Genomic DNA, 21920 nt, shown 5'->3' on the forward strand with positions numbered 1-21920 from the left:
ACGGAGGACACCATGCCTGGCGTGAAGGTGATCAGGGCGAAGGGCGAACGGGGACGCCTGCGGTCGGTGGGCCGCTGGCTGGTCGTCGCCCTCTGCATGGTGGTGGCGTCGGCGGCCGTGCTGGTGGGCGCGCGGTTCGCGGCGAACGCCGGCACCGACGAGCAGGCGGCGCCGCCGGCCACGCCGGCCACCGCCCTCGACGCGCGGGCGGTGGAGTCGGCCGCCCGCGACGTGCCGGGGTCGGCGCGGCTGACCCCGGTCGGCCCCGAGCTTCTCCTGGACACCCGCGAGACCGAGCCGGTGCCGGCCGGCGCGGAAGTTACCGTGCCGGTGCCCGGCCTGCCGGCGGGCGTCGGCACGGTGCTCGTGGAGGTGACCATCCTGGCGGCCACGAAGGCCGGCGAGGTCACGGTGGGCTCGGGCGCCGAGGAGACCACGGTGCTCCGGGTGGCCAGGGCGCGGGCCCAGCAGTCGGCGACCGTGGTGGCCCGGCTCGAGGACGGCCGGCTGCGCTTCGGCGTCACCGGCGGGGGTGACCTGCTGATCCAGCTCGTCGGCGTGTTCGAGACCGCGCAGAGGTCCGGCGCCGGTCGGGTCGTGGCCGTGCCGGCCACCCGGGTCGTGCGCCTGGTGCCGCGGGTCGACCGGAAGAAGACCGCGTTCACGCTCGCCGACGTGCCCCAGCTGCGCAGGGCCGGGCCGATCGCGGCGGTGCTGCTGCGCGTGTCGGCGGACGTCGGCCGGCACGGCGGCTTCGTCAAGGCCGGTCCGGCACCGTCCAAATTGGAGCAGACCGTCTACTGGTCCGCGACCAGCGGCGCCGACCGCACCCGTGGCGGCCTGCTGTTCGTACCGGTGACCGGCGGTTCGGTGCACATGCGCTACGAGGCGGGCACCGAGATGCGGGCCGACCTCGTCGGCTACGTCACCGGTGATGGCGCCACGGAGGAGGTCGCGGGACTGGTGGTGCCGCTGCCGCCACGCGGGGCCGAGCCGGTCCGGGTGGCCGCGCGCGGCGGGGTCGACCTCGACCTGACGGCCACCGCCCGGCTCGCGGGCGTGCCGGCCGACCGGATCGCCGCCTCGTTGCTGACGGTGACCGCCCGCGGTGACGCCGTGGGCGGCGTCACCGTGCGCGGGCCGGGTGCGGCGAAGCCGAAGACCCCGACCCTGGTGGCACCGAAGAGCGGCGCCCGGCCGGAGCTGACCCTGGTGCCGGCCGCGTCCGGCAAGGTCCGGGTCGACAGCGCCGTCGGCGCCGACATCACCGTCACCCCGCTCGCGCTGGTCCTGACCGGTTAGGCCGGGGCCCGGCCCGGCGGGAAGCCGCCCGTGGCGATCGGGCCCCAGGAGTCGATGGTGATGCGAACGAGCGACTTGCCCTGGCGGCGCATCGCCTCGCGGTATTCCGCCCAGTCCGGGTGCTCGCCGGAGATGCAGCGGAAGTATTCGACCAGGGCGTCCTCGGTCTCGGGGGCCGGCATGTCGAGGACCTCGGCGGTGCCGTCGAGCTGGACGTACGGGTCGTTCCAGTCGTCGGAGTGGACCAGCACGCTGGCGGCCGGGTTGCGGCGGAGGTTGACCGCCTTCGCACGGTCCGGATAGGTGGAGATGACGATCCGGCCGTCGTTGTCGACGCCCCCGGTGACGGGGGAGAGCTGCGGCCGGCCGTCGCGGCGGAAGGTGACCAGGGTGAGCCGGTGGCGGGCGCGGACGAACTCGAGGAGCTCGGCGCGCCCGACCCGGTCGGCAGTGGCGATCTTGGGCACGGGCCCAGGCTACCCCCGTTCGCTGTCGAGCAGGTGAAGCTGCGCGTCCATGTAGCGGTTGCCGGCCGCGGCGCCGGCCGGGATCGCCGCCTCGATGCGGGCGAGCACCTCGGGGGTGAGGGTCAGCCCGGCCGCGCCCAGCGACTCGGTCAGCCGGTCGACCCGGCGGGCGCCGACGAGGGGCACGATGTCGGCGCCCTGGGCCGCGACCCAGGCGATCGCGACCTGGCCGGTGGTGGCGCCCAGCTCCGCGGCGACGCGGCCGAGCTCCTCGACGAGGCGCAGGTTGGCGGCCAGGTTGTCGCCGTTGAACCGGGGCAGGGCGGCGCGGAAGTCGTGGGCGCCGACCTCACGGTCGACCGACCAGTGGCCGCTGAGCAGACCGCGGGACAGCACGCCGTACGCCGTCAGGCCGATGCCCAGCTCGCGCAGCACCGGCAGGATCGCCTCCTCGGGGCCCCGCGACAGTAGCGAGTACTCGATCTGCACGTCGCTGATCGTGGCCACCGCGGCGGCCCGGCGGATGCTGTCGGCGCCCACTTCGGACAGTCCGATGTGGCGGATCCAGCCGGCCTCCTGCATCTCGCGCAACGCCCCGACGGTCTCCTCGATCGGGATCTCCGGGTTGAGGCGTGACGGCCGGTAGATGTCGATGTAGTCCGTGTCGAGCCGGCGCAGGGACTGGGCGAGCCGGTCGCGCACGGCGACGGCCGAGACGTCGTAGGGCGCCGGTTGGAACGAGCCGTCCGGGTTCTTGCGGCTGCCGAACTTCACGCTGAGCACGACGTCCTCGCGGCGCCGCTCGCGCAGGGCGCGGGCGATGAGCAGCTCGTTGTGGCCTGAGCCGTAGAAGTCGGCGGTGTCGATCAGGTTCATCCCCGCGTCGAGCGCGGCGTGGATGGTGGCGATGCTCTCGCGCTCGTCGGCCGAGCCGTAGAGGTCGGACATGCCCATGGCGCCGAGGCCGAGGGCGCCCACGACCGGTCCGGTCGTGCCGAGCTTGCGCGTGCCGATTGTCGTCATGCCCGCCACGTTAGCACCGCTCACGCAAGAACGTTATCGGTGCTAACATGTGGTGATGACGACACCTCGCGCGCGGATCCTCGACGCGGCGGCCCGGCTGCTCGCCGAGGGCGGCCGGGACGCCGTCTCGACCCGGGCGGTCAGCGCCGCCGCGGGTGTGCAGGCCCAGACCATCTACCGCCAGTTCGGCGACATGGCGGGCCTGTTCGCGGCGGTCGCCGACGAGGCCTGGGCCCGCTACCTGGGTCAGAAGAAGGCGGGCGAGCACCGCGCGGACCCCGTCGCCGACCTCGTCGCCGGGTGGGACCTGCACGTCGAGTTCGGGCTCACCAACCCCGCGCTCTACAAGCTGATCTACGGCGACCCGCGACCCGGCGACCCCTCGGCGGTCAGCGGCGAGGGCTTCGACCTGCTCACCGGCATCCTGCGCCGGGTCGCGGCCGCCGGGCGGTTGCGGCTGCCGGTGGAGGCGGCGGCCCCGATGGTCTACGCCGCCAGCGTCGGCGCCACCCTCGCGCTGATCGCCGCGCAGAGCGACGGCACGCTCGACGCGCATGCCGGCCTCTCCCGCAACCTGCGTGACGCCGTCATGGCCGCCGTGCTGACCGAGGCGGCGGCCGGCGGGGTCGCATCGCGCGCGCTGGCGTTGAAGGCCGCGCTGCCGGCGGTCGCCGACCGGTTCAGCGCCGCCGAGGAGGTGCTCCTCACGGAATGGCTCGACCGCATCGCCGCTGCGCCGCGGCCGACCTAGGCTGGGGATCATGGCTTCGATCGACATTCCGACCCGTACGCTCAACGACGGCCACGAGATGCCCTGGCTCGGCCTCGGCACCTATCCCGCGAAGGGCCGCCAGCTGGTCGAGGCGATCCTGGCCGCGGTCGAGTCGGGCTACCGCCTGCTGGACACCGCCTACAACTACGGCAACGAGGACGCGGTCGGCACCGCGATCCGGGAGAGCGGCCTGCCGCGCGAGGAGTTCTTCGTCACCAGCAAGCTGGCCGGGCGCCATCAGGGAAAGCCGTACGTGCGGGACGGTTTCTCAGCGTCGTTGGACCGGCTCGGACTGGACTATGTGGACCTCTACCTCATCCACTGGCCGCTGCCCAAGGTCGGTCGCTACGTCGAGTCCTACGAGGAGATGCTCGCCCTGCGGCAGGAAGGGCTGATCCGCTCGGTCGGCGTCTCCAACTTCCTCGACGAGCACATCCGGGCCGTGGTCGACGCGACCGGGGTGGTGCCCGCCGTCGACCAGCTCCAGGTCTCGCCCAACCACGCCCGGGTCGACGTCGTCGACGAGGTGGCCCGGCACGGCACGGTCGTGCAGGCGTGGAGCCCGCTGGAGCGCAACAGCGGCGTGCTCGAACACCCGACGGTCGTCGGAATCGCCGACCGGCTGCGGATCACCCCGTCGCAGGTCGTGCTGCGCTGGCTGGTCGACCGCGACATCACCGCCGTGCCGGCCTCCACCAACCCGGACCGCCAGCTGCTCAACGCCGACATCTTCGGCTTCGCCCTCGAACCCGACGACGTCGCGGCCGTCAACGCCATCGACGTCGGCGCGCCCGTGAAGCAGGACCCGCGTACGTGGGAGGAGTTCTAGCGGTTGAGGCTCGAGTGCCGGCGGCTGTAGGCGAAGTAGACGGCCAGGCCGAGCAGTAACCAGACGGCGAAGCGCAGCCAGGTGACCGGGCTCAGGTAGGTGATGAGCCAGATCGAGAAGGCGACGCCGATCAGCGGGACCACCGGCATGAGCGGCAGCCGGAAGGTGCGCGGCAGGTCGGGCCGGCGGTAGCGGAGCACCACGACCGCGACGCAGACGACGATGAAGGCCAGCAGGATGCCGATGTTGGTGAGCTCGGCGGCCTCCTCGATCGGCAGGAAGCCGGCGATGAGCCCGGAGCCGATGCCGACGATCCAGGTGACCCGGGTGGGCACCCTGCGCACCGGGTCCAGCTTGGCGAACCAGCGCGGCAGCAGGCCGTCGCGGCTCATCGAGAACCACACCCGGGTCACGCCGAGCATGAAGGTGAACATCACCGTCAGGATGCCGATGATCGCGCCGACCGCGATCACGCTGGCCAGGCCGGACAGCCCGACCGACTCGAACGCCGAGGAGAAGCCGCTCTGCGGGTCGACGTCGCGGTAGTTCTGCATGCCGGTCAGCACCAGCGTGGCCAGCACGTACAACACCATCGAGATGGCCAGTGAGTAGATGATGGCCTTCGGCATGTGCCGGCGCGCGTCGCGCGACTCCTCGGCCGCCGTGCTCATCGCGTCGTAGCCGAACACGGCGAAGAACACGGTCGCGGCGCCGGTGATCGCCCCGCCGACGCCGAACGGGAAGAACGGCGTGTAGTTGGCGGTCTTCACGTGGAAGAAGCCGACGACGATCACCAGCAGGACGACGGCCACCTTGAGGCCGACGACGAACGTCTCGAACCGCGCGGCGCTGCGGATGCCGAGGGTGAGCAGGTAGGCGATCAACAGGCAGAGCACGAGGGCGAACAGGTCGACCACGTGACCCTCGCCGGTGCCGGGCGCGCCGAGCATCCAGTCCGGCAGGTCGGCGCCGAGCTGGTTGACCAGGAAGCCGAAGTAGCCGGAGATGCCGATCGCCACGACGGCGACGATCGCGGTGTATTCGAGCAGGAGGTCCCAGCCGATGAACCAGGCCGCCAGCTCGCCCAGCACCGCGTAGCCGTAGGTGTAGGCGGACCCCGCCTGCGGGATGAGCCCCGCGAACTCGGCATAGGACAGCGCGGCGGCGGCGCTCGCCACGCCCGCGATCAGGAACGAGACCAGTACGGCCGGGCCGGCGGTCTCGTTGGCCACGGCGCCGGCGAGGGCGAAGATGCCCGCGCCGATGATGCCGCCGACGCCGATCGCGGTCAGCTGCCAGAGTCCCAGCGTCCGTGACAGGCCGGTGTCCGCGGTCTCCGCGGCCTCGACCGGCTTGCGCCGGAACAGTCCAGACTCGCGCACGGGTCGCTCCCTCCACACCGAGGACATCGACATATAGCAATCTAGTCGGCCTAAGAGCATTCGCAAGTCTGGATTAGATGAGCGTTAATTCGCGGTCGCTCCGCCGGCCGTCCGGCTACCTTGTTGGCGTGTCCGAGCCCAGCCACCGCGCCGTGGTCGTCCGCCGGCTGCTGCGGGCCGGCTTCATCGCGCTGGCCGTCGTGGTCGTGACCGTGCTGTTCTTCGCGCCGTCGGCCGAGGGGCGGGCCCGGCCGCCGGTCGCCGATCCGGGCGCGTGGCCGATGGTCTCCCTGGTCGCGCTGGCCGTGCTCGCGATCGTGGTGCCGGCCAGCCTCGTGGTGCTGGTGCTGCGCCGCCGGTACTAGCGTCTGTCGTGGGAGCTGCGTCACCGTACCGTCGCATGATCTTGGGTTTTGTGATGATGTTGCCGGTGTGATCGTGACCCGACGGGGGCTGGTCGGCAGCGCCGTGGCCGCGGCGGTGACCGGCGCGTTCGGCACCGCCGGCGCCGGCTACTACTTCTCGGGCGAGCTGCTCGGCGTCTCGCACACGCAGGAGCTCGCCGTGCGGGTGCTGGCGGTGGCGGGCGACGAGGTGCGGCTGCGCCGCGACGTCGACACCGTGAAGCCGATCGAGCTCGGGCTGATCTGGCCGGAGGGCGCGGCCCGGTTGACGCCTGCGGTGCGGCTGGCCGGCAACGCCGTCGTGCGCCGGGTCGCCGAGGTGGAGCTTGGTGCGCTGCGGCCGGGGCTGGCGGCGGCGGTGGACTACAACGTGTTCAGCACCGACCCGAAGGCGGCGTTCGGGCTGGACTTCGCGACCGTCGCGGTGCCCGGTGAGCTCGGCGAGCTGCCGGCCTGGCTGGTGCCGTCGCCCGGCGGCGCCGGGGTGTGGGCGATCGCGATGCACGGTCGGGGCGCGACCCGGCACGAGGCGCTGCGCGTGCTGCCGTCCGTGGTGGACGCCGGTCTGTCCACATTGGTGATCGGCTACCGCAACGACCCGGACGCGCCGGCGAGCCCGGACGGCTACTACCACCTCGGCGACACGGAGTGGCGGGACCTGGCCGCGGCGATCCGGTACGCCCGCGACGGCGGCGCCACCGGGGTCGTCCTGTTCGGCTGGTCGATGGGCGGCGGCGCGACGCTGACCGCGCTGCGCCGGCTGCCGGTGGCGGACGCGGCGCTGGTGCGCGGGCTGGTGCTCGACAGCCCGGTGCTGTCCTGGGACGCCGTGATCGACTACCAGGCGGAGTTGCGCCACCTGCCCGCGCCGATCACCTGGTCGGCGAAGCGCTTCACGGAGTGGCGGGGTTCGCTCTCGCTGGCGCGCCTCGACCAGCACCCGGGCGACCTGACCGTGCCGGCGCTGCTCTTCGTCGACGAGGCGGACCAGCTGGTGCGCACGGACCGGGCACACGCGTACGCGTCGGCCCGGCCGGACCTGGTGACGCTGGTGTCGACCCGCGACGGCGGCCATGTCGCGTCGTGGAACGTGGACCCCTCGGGGTACGCGGCCGCGGTGACCACGTTCCTCGAGCGCGTCGCTTCCGCCACGCGGGCGCGCTGACGACGTTCTTCGGCCCGCCGCGGCGGGCGTCTCAGCCGGTGGGTCGGCGTGCGGGTGCGGCGCGGTCAGGTGTGGGCCTTTGCCGGTGGGCCGGCGATCAAGGTGCGTAGGTCGGCGAACGACGCGCGGATGATGGCCGGCAGGTCCGGCTCGCCGGGGTCGCGGACCCAGCGCTCGAAGGCCACCCGGAACACCGCCATCGCGGCCTGGCTCGTCAGGCTGGCCGCCGGTTCAGGGATGCCGCGGTCGCGGAGGGCGGCCGCCAGCGTCGTGGCCAGCGTCGCCAGCTTGATCAACTCGCGTTCCTGCAGCTCAGGGGTCGCGTCGATGATGGCCTGACGCCGGCGGGAGTGGTCGTGGCGGCCGTCGAAGATCGCGCCCACGGATCCGAGGGCCGCGGTCACCAGGTCGATCGGCGCGGCGCCGGCGGGAGCGGCGGCGACCGGGCCGACCAGGGCCTCCGTCAGGGCCTCGAGCCGCCGAAGAGCCGCCGTGACCAGCGACCTGCTGCACTGGCACCCGACCCAGCCGGGCCTCGTCGACGACCTGGACAAGGGCCACTACTTCAGCGGCGTGCGCTGAGGGGCAGGGTCAGTCCCGAAGTCTTGACCCGGCTGCGGCGGCCCAGCCGACGCCTGGGCCTCGCCTCGCTGCGGCCACGACGTCGAGACAGAGGCTAGGGATAGCGCCAGTGGCTGTCGTCCAAGTGGTTCTCCGGGCGGAGTGGACGCTGGTCGGTCTCGTGGAGCTCGACCAGGTCCTCCGGTAGCACCCGGGCCGGCAGCTCGCCGAACCGGACATGCCGAAGGAAGGCGGCCTCCTCGTCGGTGAACAGCACGTGCTCGTCCTCGTCGGCCACGGCGCACCCCCTTGGGCTCATTGTGCGCCGCGGGGGCGGCCGTCCGCTCAGAAGATCGGGCGGAACGTGATGGTCAGTTCGAACGGTTCGGGATGCAGCACGGCCCACGGCGCCGGGCCGGGGCCGCAGGCGGCGGTGCCCAGGCCGTGGTGGCGGTGGTCGAGGTGCAGGTGGATGTCGGGGCCCGGCACGAGGTCGCTGGTGTGCCGGGCGGCGGTCAGCTGCGCCGTCGACCACCGGCGGGCCGTCAGCTCGACGGTCGGGTGTCCGAGGATCTCCAGCCCCGCGCCGGCCGGGTCGGTCAGCCGGGCCCACCGCACCCCGGTCCGGTTGCCGTTCTCCTGGGGCCGCACATAGGGGGTCTGCAGTCCATCAACGGTGGACCGATAATGGCCGATCAGCGCCGCCTGGCGAGAGTCCACATAAGCCTCGCCCGGCCCGCCGCCGAACCACTCGACGGAGCCGAGCAGGCCCGGGACCGCCATGGACACGCCGGCCCGGGGGAGCGGCACGTCCCAGTCGCCGGTCGGCTCCACCCGCAACGCCAGCGTCACCGCGTCGTCGTCGGCGGTCCACGTGTAGGTGGCCAGCAGCGCACGGTCCGTGCCGGCCGCCGCCACCCGGGTCGACACGACGAGCCCACCGGCGGTGCCCGCCACCGAGACCGTGCGGTGGGTCATCCGGTCGAGGCCCGCGGCCCGCCAGCGCTCGGCGACCGGGTCGGGCCCGAACACGTCGTTGTCGATCGGCGCCCGCCACACGTCGAGCCGGGGTCCGCGCACCGGAAGGTCGCCGATCGCCACGAGCGCGCCGTCGGAGCGGAACCGGGCGAGACCCGACCGCCGCGCGCCCCGGCGCGGAGCGCGCGCCTCCGCCGGCCGCAGGCAGGTCTGCCCCGCGCCGACCTCCTGCCCGTCGGCCAGCCGCGCGGTCACCGTCAACCAGGCCTCGCCGTCGCCGGGCGGCGCGACCGCCTCCGCCGGCAGCGGCACCGGGGCCGACGCGCCGGGCGACAGCGAGGGCGCCGGCACGGTGCCGGCCGCGACCGGCGCCCCCTCGACGGCCACGGTCCAGTCGAGCGTCACGCCGGCCAGGTCGCGATGGTCGTACCCGTTGCGGATCGTCCCGTCCGTGAACCGCACCGGCGCGAACACCGCGCCCAGCTCGGTCAGCCCCGGCGACGGCGTGCGGTCCGGGAACACCAGGCCGTCGATGACGAAGTTGCCGTCGTGCACCGGCTCGCCGAAGTCGCCGCCGTAGGCGAAGTGGTCGCCGACCCTGATGCCGTGGTCGAGCCACTCCCAGATGAAACCGCCCTGACAACGCGGATAGCGCTCGAACAGCTCCCGGTAGCTGGTGAGCAGGCCGGGTCCGTTGCCCATCGCGTGCGCGTACTCGCACAGGATGAACGGCAGCCCCGACTGCGCCGCGCCGATCTCCTCGACCTCGGAGGGCGTCGCGTACATCCGGCTGTGGACGTCCGTGTGCGCGCAGGACCGGTCGCCCTCGTAGTGCAGCGGCCGGTCGGGGTCGATCTCCCGGGCCGCGGCGGCCAGCGCGGCCAGGTTGCGGCCCACGCCCGCCTCGTTGCCCAGCGACCACATCACCACGCAGGGATGGTTCTTGTCGCGGTGGACGGTGCGGCGCATCCGGTCGACCAGCGCGTCCGTCCATCGTGGATCGTCGGTCGGGTTTCCGCGCCAGTCGTTCTGCTCGAAGCCGTGCGTCTCGAAGTCGTTCTCCACCACCACCCATAAGCCGAGCTCGTCGCAGAGGTCGAGCAGCGCGGCGTCCGGCGGGTAGTGGCTCGTGCGGATCGCGTTGACGTGGTGGGCCTTCATCAGCTCGAGCTCGGCCCGGACGACGTCCTGGGGCACCACCCGGCCGAGGTCGGGGTGGAACTCGTGCCGGTTGACGCCGCGGAAGAAGATCCGCCGGCCGTTGGCGGTGAGCAGACCGTCGACGACGGCCACGGTACGGAAGCCGATGCGCAGCGAGACGGTCTCCGCGGCAGTCGACACGGTGGCCGGGTAGAGCGCGGGAGTTTCCGGCGTCCACGGTGCGACGCCGTCCAGCACGTGGTCGGTGTTGACCGCCACGTCGCGCAGCCCCAGGTCGGGCACGGACAGCAGTGCCCCTGAAGGCGCGTCGACCCGCAGCGTGCCCCGCCCGGCCGAGAAGGCCGCGTGCACGAACACGTCGTCGAGCCCGCCCGCCGGCCGCACCGACAGGCTCACCCGCCGGAAGATGCCGGGCAGCCACCACATGTCCTGGTCTTCGAGATAGGAGCCGGCCGACCACTGCCGCACCCGCACGGCCACCACGTTCGCCGCGCCCGGCCGCAGGTGCGCCGTCACGTCGAACTCGTGGGTCAGCCGGCTGCCCTGCGTCGACCCGACCTCGACCCCGTTGACCCACACCTGCCCGTACGAGTCGACGCCCTCGAAGCGCAGCAGCACGCGTTGCCCGGCCCAGTCGGCCGGCACGTCGAACACCCGCCGGTGGTCGCCGGTCGGGTTCTCGTCGGGCACGTAGGGCGGGTCGACCGGGAAGGGATAGGTGATGTTGGTGTACGCCGGCCGCCCGTACCCGTGCAGAGGCCAGCTCGACGGCACCGGCAGCACGTCCCAGCCGTGGTCGTCGTAACCGTCGGCCCAGAACTCGTCGTCCGGCGCGACGGCGGGGGAGAAGCGGAACCGCCAGACGCCGGACAGGTCGATCGACGGCGCGTCGGTGTGCAGCGCGGCCCGCGGCGCCACCGTGCCGTGCGGCCGACCGAAGTCGCCGATGTGGTCGGTCATCCGGCGAACCGGTAGTCGGCGAACCCGGTGACGCCCGGTCGCGCCCGGAACAACGCCCCGCTCGGCTCCGGGTCGTCCGGCCCTTGCCGCGACGTGGTGATGTAGAGCTCGTCCAGGGAAGGGCCGCCGAACGCGCACGCGGTCGGCCGGGCCACCGGCATGGGGATCACCGCGGCCAGCTCGCCGTCGGCGTCGTAGCGGTGCACCGCCGCGCCGTCCCACAACGCCACCCAGACCCCACCCTCGGCGTCGAGGCAGAGCCCGTCCGGCGTGCCGACCTCGGCCGGCACCGTCACGAACGGCCGCCGGTCGACCAGCTCGCCGGCGCCGTCCACGGTGAACAGGTCGATCCGCTGCGTCCCGGAGTCGACGTAGTAGGCCGTCCCGCCGTCCCGCGTCCAGGCCAGCCCGTTGGAGATCGACACACCCTCCAGCACGACGGTGACGGACAGGTCCGGATCGAGCCGGTAGAGCGCGCCTCCGCCGGGCCGCTCGTCGGTCGCCATCGAGCCGCAGTAGAACCGGCCGCGAGGGTCGCAGCCACCGTCGTTCATCCGGACCGTCTCGTCGGACCACACCTCGGGCAGGATCCGCGGCGCGCTCGACCCCGGGTCCAGCAGTGCGAACCCGCGTTCCACGGCGAGCACCAGACCACCGCCGCGCCGCGGTCGGATGGCGCAGACGACCGACGAGACGGGCGTACGCGTGACCGCGCCGTCGCCCGGCGCCAGTGAGAGCATGTCGCCGGCCATCATGTCGACCCAGTGCAGCCGCCCGGTCGCGGCGTCCCACGCCGGCCCTTCACCGTGCCCGGCCAGCCGGTCGGTGACCTGTTCAACGTCGATCTTCATTATCGGCTCATCCTGCCATGCGCCGCGCGACGCCGCCGAGGCCCGGAATAGGCTGCGATCATGGCCGACATCACCAGCCCGGCGATCAGCGACTACCTGCTCGCCCACTCCTCGCCCGCCGACGACCTGCTCCGCGAGCTCGCCGCCGAGACCACGCGGACGTTCCCGGACGCGGCCGGGATGCAGATCTCGCACGACGAGGGTGAGCTGCTCACCATGCTCGTCCAGCTGGTCGGCGCGACGAAGGCGGTCGAGGTCGGTGTGTTCACCGGCTACTCGTCGATCTGCATCGCCCGCGGCCTGGCGCCCGGCGGCTCGCTGCTGGCCTGCGACGTGAGTGACGACTGGACCTCGGTCGCCCGCCGCTACTGGGACCGGGCCGGCGTCGCCGACCGGATCGAGCTGCGGATCGCGCCGGCGATCGAGACGCTGCGGGCGCTGCCGACCGACGAGGACATCGACTTCGCGTTCGTCGACGCCGACAAGCCGGGCTACCCGGCCTACTACGCGGAGCTCGTGACGCGGCTGCGGCCCGGCGGCCTGATCGTGCTCGACAACGTGCTGCGCGGCGGCCGGGTGGTCGACCCGAACGCCGCGGGCGAGGGCGACGTCGCGATCCGTCAGGTCAACGAAGCGGTGGTCGCCGACCCGCGGGTCAGCGTGGTCATGCTGCCGGTGCGCGACGGCGTCACGCTCATCCGCAAGCGCTGATCGGCTGCTGCTCGTCCGGGCCCGGCCGGGTCGTGAGGTCGAGCGCCGCCCGGAGGCGTTCGGCGTCCGCGACGGCCAGCCGGAAGGACGCCCGGCAGAACACGCCGGACCAGAGCGAGAGCACCACCATGTCGCGGTCGGTGTGGACGCTGACCCGCATGGTCCGGCCGCCGTCGCGTACGTCGTCGAACGTGTCGCCGACCCCGGGGAACGGGTAGACCTCACCCATGGATCGAGGATGCCGGAAGCGGGCCCGGGAGGGAACCCTCGTTCGGTAACGTCGCATCCGTGGCATCCCAGGTCAAAGTGCCACCAAACATCTTCGGCATGCCGTTCGGACTGACCGGCCTGGCGCAGGTTTGGGCGATCGCGGAGTCGTTCGGCGTCACCCCGGCGGGGGTCACCGACGCGCTGCTCATCCTGGCCGCCGCCGTCTGGGTGCTCTGCTGCCTGCTCTACTTCAGCCGGCCGCGGGACGTGCGCGCGGACGCGCTCGACAACATCGGGGCGCCGTTCATCGCGCTGGCCTTCATCATCCCGATGCCGCTCGCCGCCCTCGGCCTGCAACCCCGGGCGCACACCGCCGCCGTGGTGGTGGTCGACGTCTTCCTGACCCTCACCGTCCTCTACGGAGGCTGGCTGACCGGCCAGTGGATCTACGGGCCGGTGGACGCGGCCAAGATCCATCCCGGCTACTTCCTGCCGACCGTCGCCGGTGGACTGGTCGCCTCCGCCGCCGCGACCGCCGTGGGGCAACGGCGGCTCGGCGAGTTCATGTTCGGGCTGGGCCTGATCTGCTGGCTGGTGTTCGGCTCGGTCATCATGAACCGGCTGTTCGTCAACCCGTGGTACCCGCCGCCGCTCGTGCCCACGCTGGCCATCGAGGTGGCGCCGGCGCCGGTGGCGAACCTGGCCTACTTCGCGCTCGACGGCCGGCGGATCGACGCGTTCGCCGCGGCCCTGGCCGGCTACGGCATGCTGCTCGTGCTCGCCCAGTTCCGCTTCCTGCCGGCGTACGCCCGCCTGAGGTTCGGTCCGCCGTTGTGGGCCTTCACCTTCGCCTATGCCGCCGTGGCGAGCGTCTTCCTGTTCTGGATCAACCTCGGGCGGCCGCCGGGGCAGCGCGCGCTGAGCTGGCTCGTGCTCGGCGCGATCACGCTGCTGGTCGGCGGCATCGCCGTGCGGACGGTGGTCGCGGTCGCGCGCGGCCGTTACTTTCCGCCACGGGCGACGCCGCCGCCGGCGGGCGTCATTGGAAAAGCTTGACCGCCGTGATCACGGTCTGCACCACCCCGTAGCCCAGGAGAACCGCCACCAAGGCCCAGGACACCACCAGTCGCGCAGTCATGCCGTCGCCCCCTTCACGGGCTCGGTCGGTTTCGCCTGGGCCGGCACGCTCGTGGGTTCGTCGTGACCGGTCTCGTGGTAGCGCTCCGGCACCGGCCGGATCAGCAGGTTGGCGACGAACCCGATCGCGAGGACGCCGACCATGGTGAACAGCGCCGGCCGGTACGCCTCGGCGGTCAGCGAGCCCGGCTTGCCCTGCGCGTCGAGGAACCCGTTGATGATCAGCGGGCCCGCGACGCCCGCCGCCGACCAGGCGGTCAGCAGCCGGCCGTGGATCGCGCCCACCTGGTAGGTGCCGAACAGGTCACGCAGGTAGGCCGGGACCGTGGCGAAACCGCCGCCGTAGAACGACAGGATCACGCCCGCGAGCAGCACGAACAGCGCGGTCGCGGAGTGGCCGAGCGAGGCCAGCAGCGCGTAGAGCACCATGCCGACGCCGAGGTAGACCATGTAGATCGGCTTGCGCCCGATCACGTCCGAGGTGGAGGACCAGGCGAACCGGCCGGCCATGTTGAACAGCGACAGCACGCCGACGAAGCCGGCCGCCGCGGCGACGCTGACGCTGGACGTCGTGCCGTCCCGGAAGAAGTCCTGGATCATCGGGCTCGCCTGTTCGAGGATGCCGATGCCGGCGGTCACGTTGCAGAACAGCACGATCCAGAGCAGCCAGAACGAGCGGGTCCTGATCGCGTTGGCGGCCGACACGCTCGCGGTGGTGACCAGCGGCTTGGCGGCCACGGTGGCCGGGTCGAAGCCCTCCGGTCGCCAGCCCTCGGCCGGCACCCGCACGTTGAAGACCCCGAACATCATGATCAGGAAGTACGCGATGCCGAGCGTCAGGAAGAGCGCCACCAGCGCCCCGCCCGAGGCGACCGAGGTGGCGACGTTGGGGTCGTACCCGGAGTCGTAGAACGACAGCAGCTGGCGCGAGGCCGGGCCGGCGATCAGCGCGCCGCCGCCGAAGCCCATGATGGCCAACCCCGTGGCCAGGCCGGGCCGGTCCGGGAACCACTTGATCAGGGTCGACACCGGGGAGATGTAGCCGATGCCGAGGCCGATGCCGCCGATCGCGCCGTACCCGAGGTAGACGAGCCAGAGCTGTTCGGTGGCGATGCCGAGCGCGCTGACGAGGAAGCCGGCCGCCCAGAACGAGGCGGAGACGAACATGGCCTTGCGCGGGCCGTTGTTCTCCACCCAGGTGCCGGCCACCGCCGCGGACAGGCCGAGCATCACGATCGCGATGCTGAAGATGATGCCGATCGCGGTCTGGCTGGTGCCGAAGTGCGCGACGAACGAGTTCTTGTAGACGCTGGTCGCGTACGCCTGGCCGATGCACAGGTGGACGGAGAGCGCCGCGGGGGGAATCAGCCACCTGCTGAACCCCGGTGGCGCGATGGTGTGCTCACGATCGAGAGCGGATAACAGGGCCATGGTGTGCCTCCTGCCGCATGAACCGTTTCGATGCTAAGACGATCATGGATGCTTCGCATTTCGGGGCGAGCGGGGTTACCCCCGCGGCGGGCGGTCATGCCGGCGCGTTGACCGGCGCGCCGTTGCTGGTCAGGATCGGCGGATGGACCGCTTCCCGCCCACGCCGATGTCCGACCTCGTCGACGAGCCGTGCCGCTACGACCTGGCCGAGAGCACGAGCCCGCCGCTGCGGCTGGGCACCCTGCTCACGCCGGCGGTCCGGGACGAGCTCGACCAGCTCGCCGTCGCCTACGGCACCACGCCCGGCGACGGGCCGCTCCGCGCGCTGATCGCGAAGGACCTCGACGTCGCGGCCGACCAGGTCCTGCTCACCCCGGGCGGCGTCGCCGGGATGTTCCTGCTGGCCCTCGTCAGCTGCGAGGCCGGCGACCACGCGGTGGTGGCCACGCCCTGCTTCCCGCCGGCCCGTTCGGTGCTGACCTCGTTGCGGGTCGAGGTCACCGACGTGCCGCTGCGCTTCGACGACGGCTACCGGCTCGACGTGCCGGCCGTCCTCGCCGCCGTGCGGCCCACGACCCGGCTGGTCTCCGTCGCCTCACCCCAGAACCCGTCGGGCGTACGCATGGCCGCGCGCGACCTGGCCGACCTCGTGGCCGGGGTGGCCGCCGTCGCACCGGACGCGGTGGTGCTGGTCGACGAGACCTACCGGGACGCGGCGTACGACGACGCGGTGCCACCGTCGGCCGCCACGCTCGGCCCGTCGGTGGTGACCTGCTCCTCGCTCTCCAAGGCCTACGGCGTGCCCGGCCTGCGGCTCGGCTGGCTGACGGCGACCGATCCCGCCCGCTACGAGCGACTCCGGCGGGCCAAGTTCACCACGCTGATCACCGGATCGGGCGTCGACGAGCTGCTGGCGGCCGAGGTGCTGCGGCAACGCCGGCGGATCCTCGGCGAACGGCGGACGGTGCTGCGCGACGGGCTGGCCACCCTGACCGACTGGGCCTCGTCGCGTCCCGAGGTCGAGCTGCTGCGGCCGGACGCCGGCGCCCTGTGCTGCGTGCGACTGCGCCCGTCGGTGTCGCCGGAGCGCTTCTACGCCGCCCTGCCCGCGCTGGACGTACGCGTGGCCAGGGGATCGTGGTTCTTCGAGTCGGATCGCGTGTTCCGGGTGGGCTTCGGGCACCTGCCGCCCGCCGACTTCGCCGCCGCGCTCGAGCGGCTCGGCGAGGCGCTCAGGCCTTGACCGTCCCGCCCGCCGCCCGGGCCGCGGCTGCGGTGGCCACGTCGGCGCGGTAGGTGCGCCGGGCCCGCACGAGCAGCAGGCCGTTGAGCAGCAGCGGCACCAGCATGAGGAGGAACGCGTCGCGCAGCCCCGCGCCGCGCCCGCCCGAGCCGCCGAACTCGTCGGCGACGAAGCCGAACGCGATCGGGCCCGCGGCCTCGGCGGCGAGCTGCAGCACGGTGCGGACGCTCTCGGCCCGGCCCCAGAGCGCGGCGGGGACGATGTCGAGCCGGGCGGCGCCCAACGGCGGGTTGGCGGCGGCGAGGAAGCCCGCGCCGAGCGTGAAGAAGCCGAGCGACACCCAGATGTCGGCCGCCACCAGGCCGGGCCGATCGTGAGCGCCAGCAGCCGGATCCGCGCGGTGCGGTCGGCGGGGACCGGCCCGCCGAGAGCCGCCGACAACCGGGCGGGCAGCCGGCCCCACACCGCTGCCGCATACCCGTCGGTCCGGCCCCGATGCGCTGGGGGACCGAAAACGTCGTACGCCGGCGGTAGCGTGCCCGCCATGGTCGACGTCCCCGCCTACCTGCGCCGGCTCGGGCTGCCGGCCGCGCCGCCCAGCGCCGCCGCGCTGGCCGCCATCCACCGCGCCCACGCCGAGCGCATCGCCTACACCACCTTCGACATCCACCTCGGCCGCACCACGACCGTCGACCCGGCCGAGTCCGCCGACCGGATCGCCCGGCTGGGCCGTGGCGGCTACTGCTACCACCTCAACGGCGGGCTGTCGGCGCTGCTGACCGCGCTCGGCTACGACGTGCGCTGGCACGTGGGCGGTGTGCAGGGCCACGGTGAGCCCGAGCCGGTCGGCGCCACCGCCAACCACCTCGTGCTGACCGTGCACGGTCTTCCGACGCCCGAGTGCCCGGCCGGCGTGTGGTTCGTCGACGTCGGTCTCGGCGACGGCCTGCACGAGCCGGTCCCGCTGGCGCCGGGCCCGATCCGCCAGGGCCCCTACGCGTTCGACCTCGACCGCTCGACGGTCGTGCCCGGCGGCTGGCGGCTGACCCACGACCCGGTCGGCGCCTTCGTGGGCATGGACTTCGCGGTCGGCGAAGCGGGGCCGGCCGACTTCGCCGCGATGCACACCGAGCTGTCCACCTCGCCGACGTCCGGCTTCGTGCGGGTGCTCACCGCACAGCGCCGCCACGCCGCCGGCGCCGACATCCTGCGCGGCCTGACGCTGACCACCGTCACCTCGACCGGCCCGGCCCGGCGCGAGGTGACCAACCGGGAGGAGTGGTGGGGCATGGTGACCGGCCTGTTCGGCGTGGGTGTCGACGACGTCACCCCGGCCGAACGCGCGGCGCTGTGGGACCGCGTCCGCTCGTCCCACGAGGCGTGGGTGGCCGCCGGCCGGGCCTGAGCCCGCGGTTTGGCACCGTCCACGATGGGTAGGCCGGGTTCCCATGCGAGTTCTCACGGCCAACATCTGGGCGCGCAGCGGCCCCTACGCCGTGCGCGAGCCGCTGCTCCGGCAGGAGCTGGCGTTGCTGGCCGCGGACGTCGTCGCGCTGCAGGAGGTCGCCGCCGGCGGCGCGGGCGGCAACCAGGCCGCCGAGCTGCTGGGTCCGCTGGGCTACGAGGTCGCCTACGAATACCGGGAGGGCGACAACGTCGGCGACCCCGGCATCGCCGTGGCGTCGCGCCATCCGATCGTCGACCGGCGGCTCATCGAGCTTCCGCACGGCGGCGCGGCCGTCGCCACCCGGATCCAGGCGCCGGAAGGCACGTTCTGGTTCTGCTCCGCCGCGCCCTCGGCCTGGCTGCCGGGCCAGGAAGGGCAGCGGGAGGACGACGTGCTCGCCCTCGACGAGGCGCTGACCGGCATCGCCGCCGGCGACGACCTGCCGCCGATCCTGGCCGGCGACTTCAACGCGACACCGGACTCGGCCGGCATCCGCTTCCTCTGCGGGCTGCAGAGCCTGCGCGGCCGCGACACCGCCTGGTACGACGCGTGGGCGCTGGCCGGCGACGGCGGCCCGGGGCACACGTGGACGTCCGACAACCTCTACGTGGCGCCGTTCGCGGCCGCGGTCTTCGCACAGCCGACGCACCATCGCCGCATCGACTACGTCTTCGTGGCGGCGCCGACCCGCTGGCGCCCGCGCGTCGTGGTGCGCTCGTGCCGGGTCGTACTGACCGGCACCACCCAGGCGGCGCCCTCCGACCACTTCGGCGTGCTGGCCGACCTCGACCTCGACGGCATCGCGCTCGGCGACGGCCGGGGCCTGGAGACCTGGCCCGCGACCGAGGCGACGCTCTGGCCCTGAACCACGCCGTTCCGGCCCGCGACCCGGCTGCTCCGTCGTCCGCTACGCCGTGCCGACGAGCTGATCCGCTGCCCGCACGGCCGTGCGGGCCCCGGTGGCCGATGCCACCGAGGCCCGCAGGCGTTCCTGAGGTGTCAGCAGATGACGCGGCTGCGGCCGGCGCGCTCGCGGTAGGTGCACGAGTCGAGCGTGCGACCCCGCGGTCCGCTCAGCGTGGCGGTGTCGCCGTTGTTGTTCCAGATGTAGCTGCGGCTGTCCCAGAACAGCTGGCGACCCTCGTCCTGGCCGAAGCCGGTGTGCACGACGAGGCGGCCGCCGTCGCCCTGGATCCAGACGTTGCCGAAGCGGTAGACGTGGTTCGCCCGGTCGCTGATCGTGTAGCCACGCAGGTTGACGGCCCGGCGGCCGTTGTTGACCAGCGAGATCCATTCGGCGTTGCGGCTCGCGTTGGTGCCGGTGTCACGGCCGGGGGAGTCGTACTGGATCGCCGCGATCTGGACGTTGGCGATCGGCCGCTGCGGGCCGCGGGGGCCACGGTCGCCCGGGTGGTGCGGGTCGGCCGAGGCCGCGCCCGCCGCGCCCGCGAGCACGGCGCCGAAAGCGATCAAGGACGCAGACGCGAGTCCGATAAATTTGCGCATGATTCCTGTTTCCTCCGGAGAAGTTCCGTGTGGTGCTGGATGTCCCAATCAAACAGGACAAACACGTCCCCGTCATCAGGAGAAACATGCCTCGGCGTCCGTTTCGTCTGATTCATCCGGTTGCGGTCGCCGGTGCGGGCAGGGCCGGCTGACCGGTCGGCGAGGGCCCTCGGCCGTTAGGGTGGCGCAGAGCCGGGGGAGGGCAGCGGATGGACTACGAGACCGCGCTGACGTCACTGTTCACGCCGGAGGGTCGCGACGATCCCTACCCGGCGTACGACGTGCTCCGCGCGCACGCGCCGGCGTTCCAGGCGCTCGACGGCCGCTGGTTCGTCACCACGCACGCGCTGACCAACCGCCTGTTGCGCGACCCCGGCCTGCGGGTCGCCGACGCCGCTGACTACGACCGGTTCTGGCCGACCTGGCGCGAGAACCGCGGCGTCGCGTCGATCGTGCAGTCCATGCTGATGACCAACGCGCCGGACCACACGCGGGTACGCCGTGCGGCCGCCGCCACCTTCACCGCCCGGCGTGTCGCGGCGATGCGGGACGTGATCGCCGGCCTGGTCGAGGAGCTCATCGACGCGATGCCGGCGCGGGCGGACTTCATGACCGCGTTCGCGTACCCGTTGCCGATCGGGGTCATCTGCGCGCTGCTCGGCGTGCCCGACGCCGACCGGCAGTGGTTCCGGCAGCGGGCGGCCGACCTGACCGTCGTGCTCGAGCCGATCAGCACGGAGGAGGAGATGCGGCTGGCCGACGTGGCCGGGCGCGAGCTCGAGGACTACTTCGTGGGCCTGATCGCCGAGCGCCGCCGGTCGCCGCAGGAGGATCTGACCACCGCCCTGGCCGACGCGGAGCTGACGGGCGCGGAGCTGCTGTCCAATGTGGTGCTGCTGCTGGTCGCCGGCTTCGAGACGACGACCAACCTGCTCGGCACGGGCCTGCGCGTGCTGCTGGACGAACCCGCGCAGGCGGCCCGCTTGCGCGCCGACGCGGACCTCGCGCCGGCCTTCGTCGAGGAGCTGCTGCGGTACGACTCACCGGTGCAGCTCACGTCCCGGTTCGCCGGCGCGGCGCTGGACCTGGACGGCCTCGCGCTGCCGGCCGGCGCGGAGCTGACGATGCTGCTCGGCTCGGCCAACCGCGACCAGGCCCGCTACCCGGACCCGCACCGCTTCGACCCCGACCGGCCCAACGTCCAGCCGGTCTCCTTCGGCGGCGGCGCCCACTACTGCCTCGGCGCGCCGCTGGCCCGGCTGGAGGCGCAGGTCGCCTTCCCGCTCCTGTTGACCCGGCTCCCCGCCCTGACCCTGGCCGGCGAACCCCGCCGCCGCGACCGCCTGGTCCTGCGCGGCTACGCCGAGCTGCCGGTCGCCACCGGTTAGGGCCTGTCCTGCCGATCAACGCGGCCTGCGACGGGCCCAGCTGCCGCCTGGCGGCGTCCCGGAATCACCCGGATACAACACCGGTATCCGGGTAATTCCGGGCCACCCCCAGACGACACCTGGACTCCGTCTCGGCTCACGTTGATCGGCAGGACAGGCCCTAGCCCAGACGGTCCCGCAGCGCGGCGAGGGGGCCGTCCCAGTCGCGGGCCAGGGCCGCCAGGAACTGTTGGGCGACCTTCATCGGCCCCGAGTCCAGGCGGTAGCGGACCCGCCGTCGTTCGCCGGGTTCCGCCGTCACCAGGCCCGCGTCGGCCAGCAGGCCGAGGTGCTTCGCGATGGCCTGGCGCGTGATCGGCAGCTGGGCGGCCAGGTCCGTCGCGGTGGCCGGGCCGCCGGACGCCAGCGCGGCCAGGATGGCGCGTCGGCTCGGGTCGGCGAGGGCGCTGAAGACCTCCTGCGCCACCGCCTCCAGGTCAGGCTCGGGCATCGAGGTAGGCCACCAGCTCGCCCAGTTCCCTCGTCCACCCGTCGTCGTTGCCGGGGAAGGCGGCGCGGTGCTCGGCGTCGGGCAGCTGGGCGAAACCGCTCTCGACCATCGTCAGCGTCGTGCCGCCGTCGCGGGGGGTCAGGGTGAACTCCACATAGGTCCGGCGCGGGTCGTCGTCCGGGAGCCCGTAGATGGGCCACGTGTAGCCGAACACCCTTGGCGGCTCCAGCCGCTCGATGGTCAGCACCGCGGTGTCGCCGCTGTCCCAGGTGAGCGTGGCGTGGCCGCCGACCCGCAGGTCGACCTCGGCCCGGTTGCCGAACCAGGTGCCGAGCCCGTCGGCGGTCGTCAGGGCGTCCCAGACCCGCTCCGGGGGTTGGGCCAGCTCGATCGTCCGCTCGATCTGGTCGGGGAATGCCATGTCCGCCTCCGTGTGGCAACCGTTCGGTTGCCACCAACGGTAGCGGTGCGGCCCGGGGCGCGCCATCGCGCCCCGGGCCGG

The 21920-nt window shown here is 73.1% G+C and carries 24 protein-coding genes; 11 read left to right on the forward strand and 13 right to left on the reverse strand.

The window, feature by feature from the left end:
• Nucleotides 1-21: 21 nt before the first annotated feature.
• A complete protein-coding gene (locus tag O7635_RS28205) occupies nucleotides 22-1302 on the forward strand; it encodes a hypothetical protein (protein WP_278083511.1) in 1281 nt (426 codons plus the stop codon).
• Here the strand turns inward: O7635_RS28205 and O7635_RS28210 are convergent.
• Nucleotides 1299-1769 (reverse strand): PPOX class F420-dependent oxidoreductase, encoded by a 471-nt coding sequence (locus tag O7635_RS28210; protein WP_278083512.1) that lies wholly within the window; start codon nucleotides 1767-1769, stop codon nucleotides 1299-1301. The genes O7635_RS28205 and O7635_RS28210 overlap by 4 nt on opposite strands.
• A gap of 9 nt (nucleotides 1770-1778) precedes the next feature.
• Nucleotides 1779-2792 carry an aldo/keto reductase gene (locus O7635_RS28215; protein ID WP_278083513.1) on the reverse strand — a complete coding sequence of 338 codons (1014 nt, stop codon included), beginning with the start codon at nucleotides 2790-2792 and terminating at the stop codon, nucleotides 1779-1781.
• A gap of 55 nt (nucleotides 2793-2847) precedes the next feature.
• On the opposite strand from O7635_RS28215, the gene O7635_RS28220 reads away from it, so the two are divergent.
• On the forward strand, nucleotides 2848-3543 hold the full coding sequence (locus O7635_RS28220) for a TetR/AcrR family transcriptional regulator (RefSeq protein WP_278083514.1): 696 nt from the start codon (nucleotides 2848-2850) through the stop codon (nucleotides 3541-3543).
• A 10-nt stretch (nucleotides 3544-3553) separates the two neighbouring features.
• Nucleotides 3554-4393, forward strand: a complete 840-nt coding sequence (locus O7635_RS28225; RefSeq protein WP_278083515.1) for an aldo/keto reductase — start codon at nucleotides 3554-3556, stop codon at nucleotides 4391-4393.
• Here O7635_RS28225 and O7635_RS28230 read toward each other — a convergent pair.
• Entirely contained in the window at nucleotides 4390-5775 is a 1386-nt protein-coding gene (locus O7635_RS28230) for an amino acid permease (RefSeq protein WP_278083516.1), read from the reverse strand. The genes O7635_RS28225 and O7635_RS28230 overlap by 4 nt on opposite strands.
• Nucleotides 5776-5903: 128 nt before the next feature.
• Here O7635_RS28230 and O7635_RS28235 point away from each other — a divergent pair, with 128 nt between their 5' ends.
• On the forward strand, nucleotides 5904-6140 hold the full coding sequence (locus tag O7635_RS28235) for a hypothetical protein (RefSeq protein ID WP_278083517.1): 237 nt from the start codon (nucleotides 5904-5906) through the stop codon (nucleotides 6138-6140).
• A 73-nt stretch (nucleotides 6141-6213) separates the two neighbouring features.
• Complete coding sequence (locus O7635_RS28240) at nucleotides 6214-7344, forward strand: hypothetical protein (RefSeq protein ID WP_278083518.1); 1131 nt, start codon at nucleotides 6214-6216, stop codon at nucleotides 7342-7344.
• A 65-nt stretch (nucleotides 7345-7409) separates the two neighbouring features.
• Here the strand turns inward: O7635_RS28240 and O7635_RS28245 are convergent, their stop codons facing one another.
• The 4 genes from O7635_RS28245 to O7635_RS28260 form a co-directional block, all read right to left on the reverse strand.
• On the reverse strand, nucleotides 7410-7844 hold the full coding sequence (locus tag O7635_RS28245; protein WP_278085588.1) for a TetR family transcriptional regulator: 435 nt from the start codon (nucleotides 7842-7844) through the stop codon (nucleotides 7410-7412).
• Nucleotides 7845-8020: 176 nt separating this feature from the next.
• Entirely contained in the window at nucleotides 8021-8203 is a 183-nt protein-coding gene (locus O7635_RS28250; protein ID WP_278083519.1) for a hypothetical protein, read from the reverse strand.
• Nucleotides 8204-8250: 47 nt separating this feature from the next.
• A complete protein-coding gene (locus O7635_RS28255) occupies nucleotides 8251-11004 on the reverse strand; it encodes a glycoside hydrolase family 2 TIM barrel-domain containing protein (RefSeq protein WP_278083520.1) in 2754 nt (917 codons plus the stop codon).
• Nucleotides 11001-11855: an SMP-30/gluconolactonase/LRE family protein gene (locus O7635_RS28260; protein ID WP_278083521.1), complete on the reverse strand. Its 855-nt coding sequence runs from the start codon at nucleotides 11853-11855 to the stop codon at nucleotides 11001-11003. Before O7635_RS28260 ends, O7635_RS28255 begins: the two co-directional genes overlap by 4 nt.
• Nucleotides 11856-11915: 60 nt before the next feature.
• Here O7635_RS28260 and O7635_RS28265 point away from each other — a divergent pair, with 60 nt between their 5' ends.
• A complete protein-coding gene (locus O7635_RS28265) occupies nucleotides 11916-12566 on the forward strand; it encodes a class I SAM-dependent methyltransferase (RefSeq protein WP_278083522.1) in 651 nt (216 codons plus the stop codon).
• Here the strand turns inward: O7635_RS28265 and O7635_RS28270 are convergent.
• Complete coding sequence (locus O7635_RS28270; protein WP_278083523.1) at nucleotides 12550-12795, reverse strand: hypothetical protein; 246 nt, start codon at nucleotides 12793-12795, stop codon at nucleotides 12550-12552. The two genes, O7635_RS28265 and O7635_RS28270, sit on opposite strands and share 17 nt — an antisense overlap.
• Nucleotides 12796-12872: 77 nt before the next feature.
• On the opposite strand from O7635_RS28270, the gene O7635_RS28275 reads away from it, so the two are divergent.
• The gene (locus tag O7635_RS28275) at nucleotides 12873-13832 is read left to right on the forward strand and encodes a hypothetical protein (RefSeq protein WP_278085589.1); all 960 of its coding nucleotides are present in this window, start codon (nucleotides 12873-12875) and stop codon (nucleotides 13830-13832) included.
• Nucleotides 13833-13910: 78 nt separating this feature from the next.
• On the opposite strand, the gene O7635_RS28280 is transcribed toward O7635_RS28275, so the two are convergent.
• On the reverse strand, nucleotides 13911-15338 hold the full coding sequence (locus O7635_RS28280; protein ID WP_347405347.1) for an OFA family MFS transporter: 1428 nt from the start codon (nucleotides 15336-15338) through the stop codon (nucleotides 13911-13913).
• 148 nt (nucleotides 15339-15486) lie between these two features.
• Here O7635_RS28280 and O7635_RS28285 point away from each other — a divergent pair, with 148 nt between their 5' ends.
• Nucleotides 15487-16587 (forward strand): pyridoxal phosphate-dependent aminotransferase, encoded by a 1101-nt coding sequence (locus O7635_RS28285; protein WP_278083525.1) that lies wholly within the window; start codon nucleotides 15487-15489, stop codon nucleotides 16585-16587.
• Here O7635_RS28285 and O7635_RS28290 read toward each other — a convergent pair.
• Nucleotides 16577-16945 carry a hypothetical protein gene (locus O7635_RS28290; RefSeq protein WP_278083526.1) on the reverse strand — a complete coding sequence of 123 codons (369 nt, stop codon included), beginning with the start codon at nucleotides 16943-16945 and terminating at the stop codon, nucleotides 16577-16579. The genes O7635_RS28285 and O7635_RS28290 overlap by 11 nt on opposite strands.
• Before the next feature lie 186 nt (nucleotides 16946-17131).
• Here O7635_RS28290 and O7635_RS28295 point away from each other — a divergent pair, with 186 nt between their 5' ends.
• Together O7635_RS28295 and O7635_RS28300 are read left to right on the forward strand one after the other, a co-directional pair.
• On the forward strand, nucleotides 17132-17992 hold the full coding sequence (locus tag O7635_RS28295) for an arylamine N-acetyltransferase (RefSeq protein WP_278083527.1): 861 nt from the start codon (nucleotides 17132-17134) through the stop codon (nucleotides 17990-17992).
• Nucleotides 17993-18035: 43 nt separating this feature from the next.
• On the forward strand, nucleotides 18036-18899 hold the full coding sequence (locus O7635_RS28300) for an endonuclease/exonuclease/phosphatase family protein (protein WP_278083528.1): 864 nt from the start codon (nucleotides 18036-18038) through the stop codon (nucleotides 18897-18899).
• A gap of 134 nt (nucleotides 18900-19033) precedes the next feature.
• On the opposite strand, the gene O7635_RS28305 is transcribed toward O7635_RS28300, so the two are convergent.
• Nucleotides 19034-19507: a lamin tail domain-containing protein gene (locus tag O7635_RS28305; protein WP_278083529.1), complete on the reverse strand. Its 474-nt coding sequence runs from the start codon at nucleotides 19505-19507 to the stop codon at nucleotides 19034-19036.
• A 242-nt stretch (nucleotides 19508-19749) separates the two neighbouring features.
• Between O7635_RS28305 and O7635_RS28310 the strand changes: the two genes are divergently transcribed.
• A complete protein-coding gene (locus tag O7635_RS28310) occupies nucleotides 19750-20928 on the forward strand; it encodes a cytochrome P450 (RefSeq protein WP_278083530.1) in 1179 nt (392 codons plus the stop codon).
• A gap of 160 nt (nucleotides 20929-21088) precedes the next feature.
• On the opposite strand, the gene O7635_RS28315 is transcribed toward O7635_RS28310, so the two are convergent.
• Both O7635_RS28315 and O7635_RS28320 read right to left on the reverse strand, forming a co-directional pair.
• On the reverse strand, nucleotides 21089-21418 hold the full coding sequence (locus O7635_RS28315; protein WP_278083531.1) for a metalloregulator ArsR/SmtB family transcription factor: 330 nt from the start codon (nucleotides 21416-21418) through the stop codon (nucleotides 21089-21091).
• Nucleotides 21405-21839: an SRPBCC family protein gene (locus O7635_RS28320; protein ID WP_278083532.1), complete on the reverse strand. Its 435-nt coding sequence runs from the start codon at nucleotides 21837-21839 to the stop codon at nucleotides 21405-21407. Before O7635_RS28320 ends, O7635_RS28315 begins: the two co-directional genes overlap by 14 nt.
• Between the last annotated feature and the right edge of the window lie 81 nt (nucleotides 21840-21920).

Source organism: Asanoa sp. WMMD1127, assembly GCF_029626225.1.
Taxonomy (GTDB): Bacteria; Actinomycetota; Actinomycetes; order Mycobacteriales; family Micromonosporaceae; genus Asanoa.

Coding starts and splice junctions, on each gene's coding strand:
- O7635_RS28315 (WP_278083531.1), bottom strand. CDS start 21,418: ATGCCCGAGCCTGACCTGGAGGCGGTGGCGCAGGAGGTCTTCAGCGCC.
- O7635_RS28260 (WP_278083521.1), bottom strand. CDS start 11,855: ATGAAGATCGACGTTGAACAGGTCACCGACCGGCTGGCCGGGCACGGT.
- O7635_RS28295 (WP_278083527.1), top strand. CDS start 17,132: ATGGTCGACGTCCCCGCCTACCTGCGCCGGCTCGGGCTGCCGGCCGCG.
- O7635_RS28300 (WP_278083528.1), top strand. CDS start 18,036: ATGCGAGTTCTCACGGCCAACATCTGGGCGCGCAGCGGCCCCTACGCC.
- O7635_RS28285 (WP_278083525.1), top strand. CDS start 15,487: ATGGACCGCTTCCCGCCCACGCCGATGTCCGACCTCGTCGACGAGCCG.
- O7635_RS28320 (WP_278083532.1), bottom strand. CDS start 21,839: ATGGCATTCCCCGACCAGATCGAGCGGACGATCGAGCTGGCCCAACCC.
- O7635_RS28255 (WP_278083520.1), bottom strand. CDS start 11,004: ATGACCGACCACATCGGCGACTTCGGTCGGCCGCACGGCACGGTGGCG.
- O7635_RS28270 (WP_278083523.1), bottom strand. CDS start 12,795: ATGGGTGAGGTCTACCCGTTCCCCGGGGTCGGCGACACGTTCGACGAC.
- O7635_RS28225 (WP_278083515.1), top strand. CDS start 3,554: ATGGCTTCGATCGACATTCCGACCCGTACGCTCAACGACGGCCACGAG.
- O7635_RS28265 (WP_278083522.1), top strand. CDS start 11,916: ATGGCCGACATCACCAGCCCGGCGATCAGCGACTACCTGCTCGCCCAC.
- O7635_RS28220 (WP_278083514.1), top strand. CDS start 2,848: ATGACGACACCTCGCGCGCGGATCCTCGACGCGGCGGCCCGGCTGCTC.
- O7635_RS28310 (WP_278083530.1), top strand. CDS start 19,750: ATGGACTACGAGACCGCGCTGACGTCACTGTTCACGCCGGAGGGTCGC.
- O7635_RS28215 (WP_278083513.1), bottom strand. CDS start 2,792: ATGACGACAATCGGCACGCGCAAGCTCGGCACGACCGGACCGGTCGTG.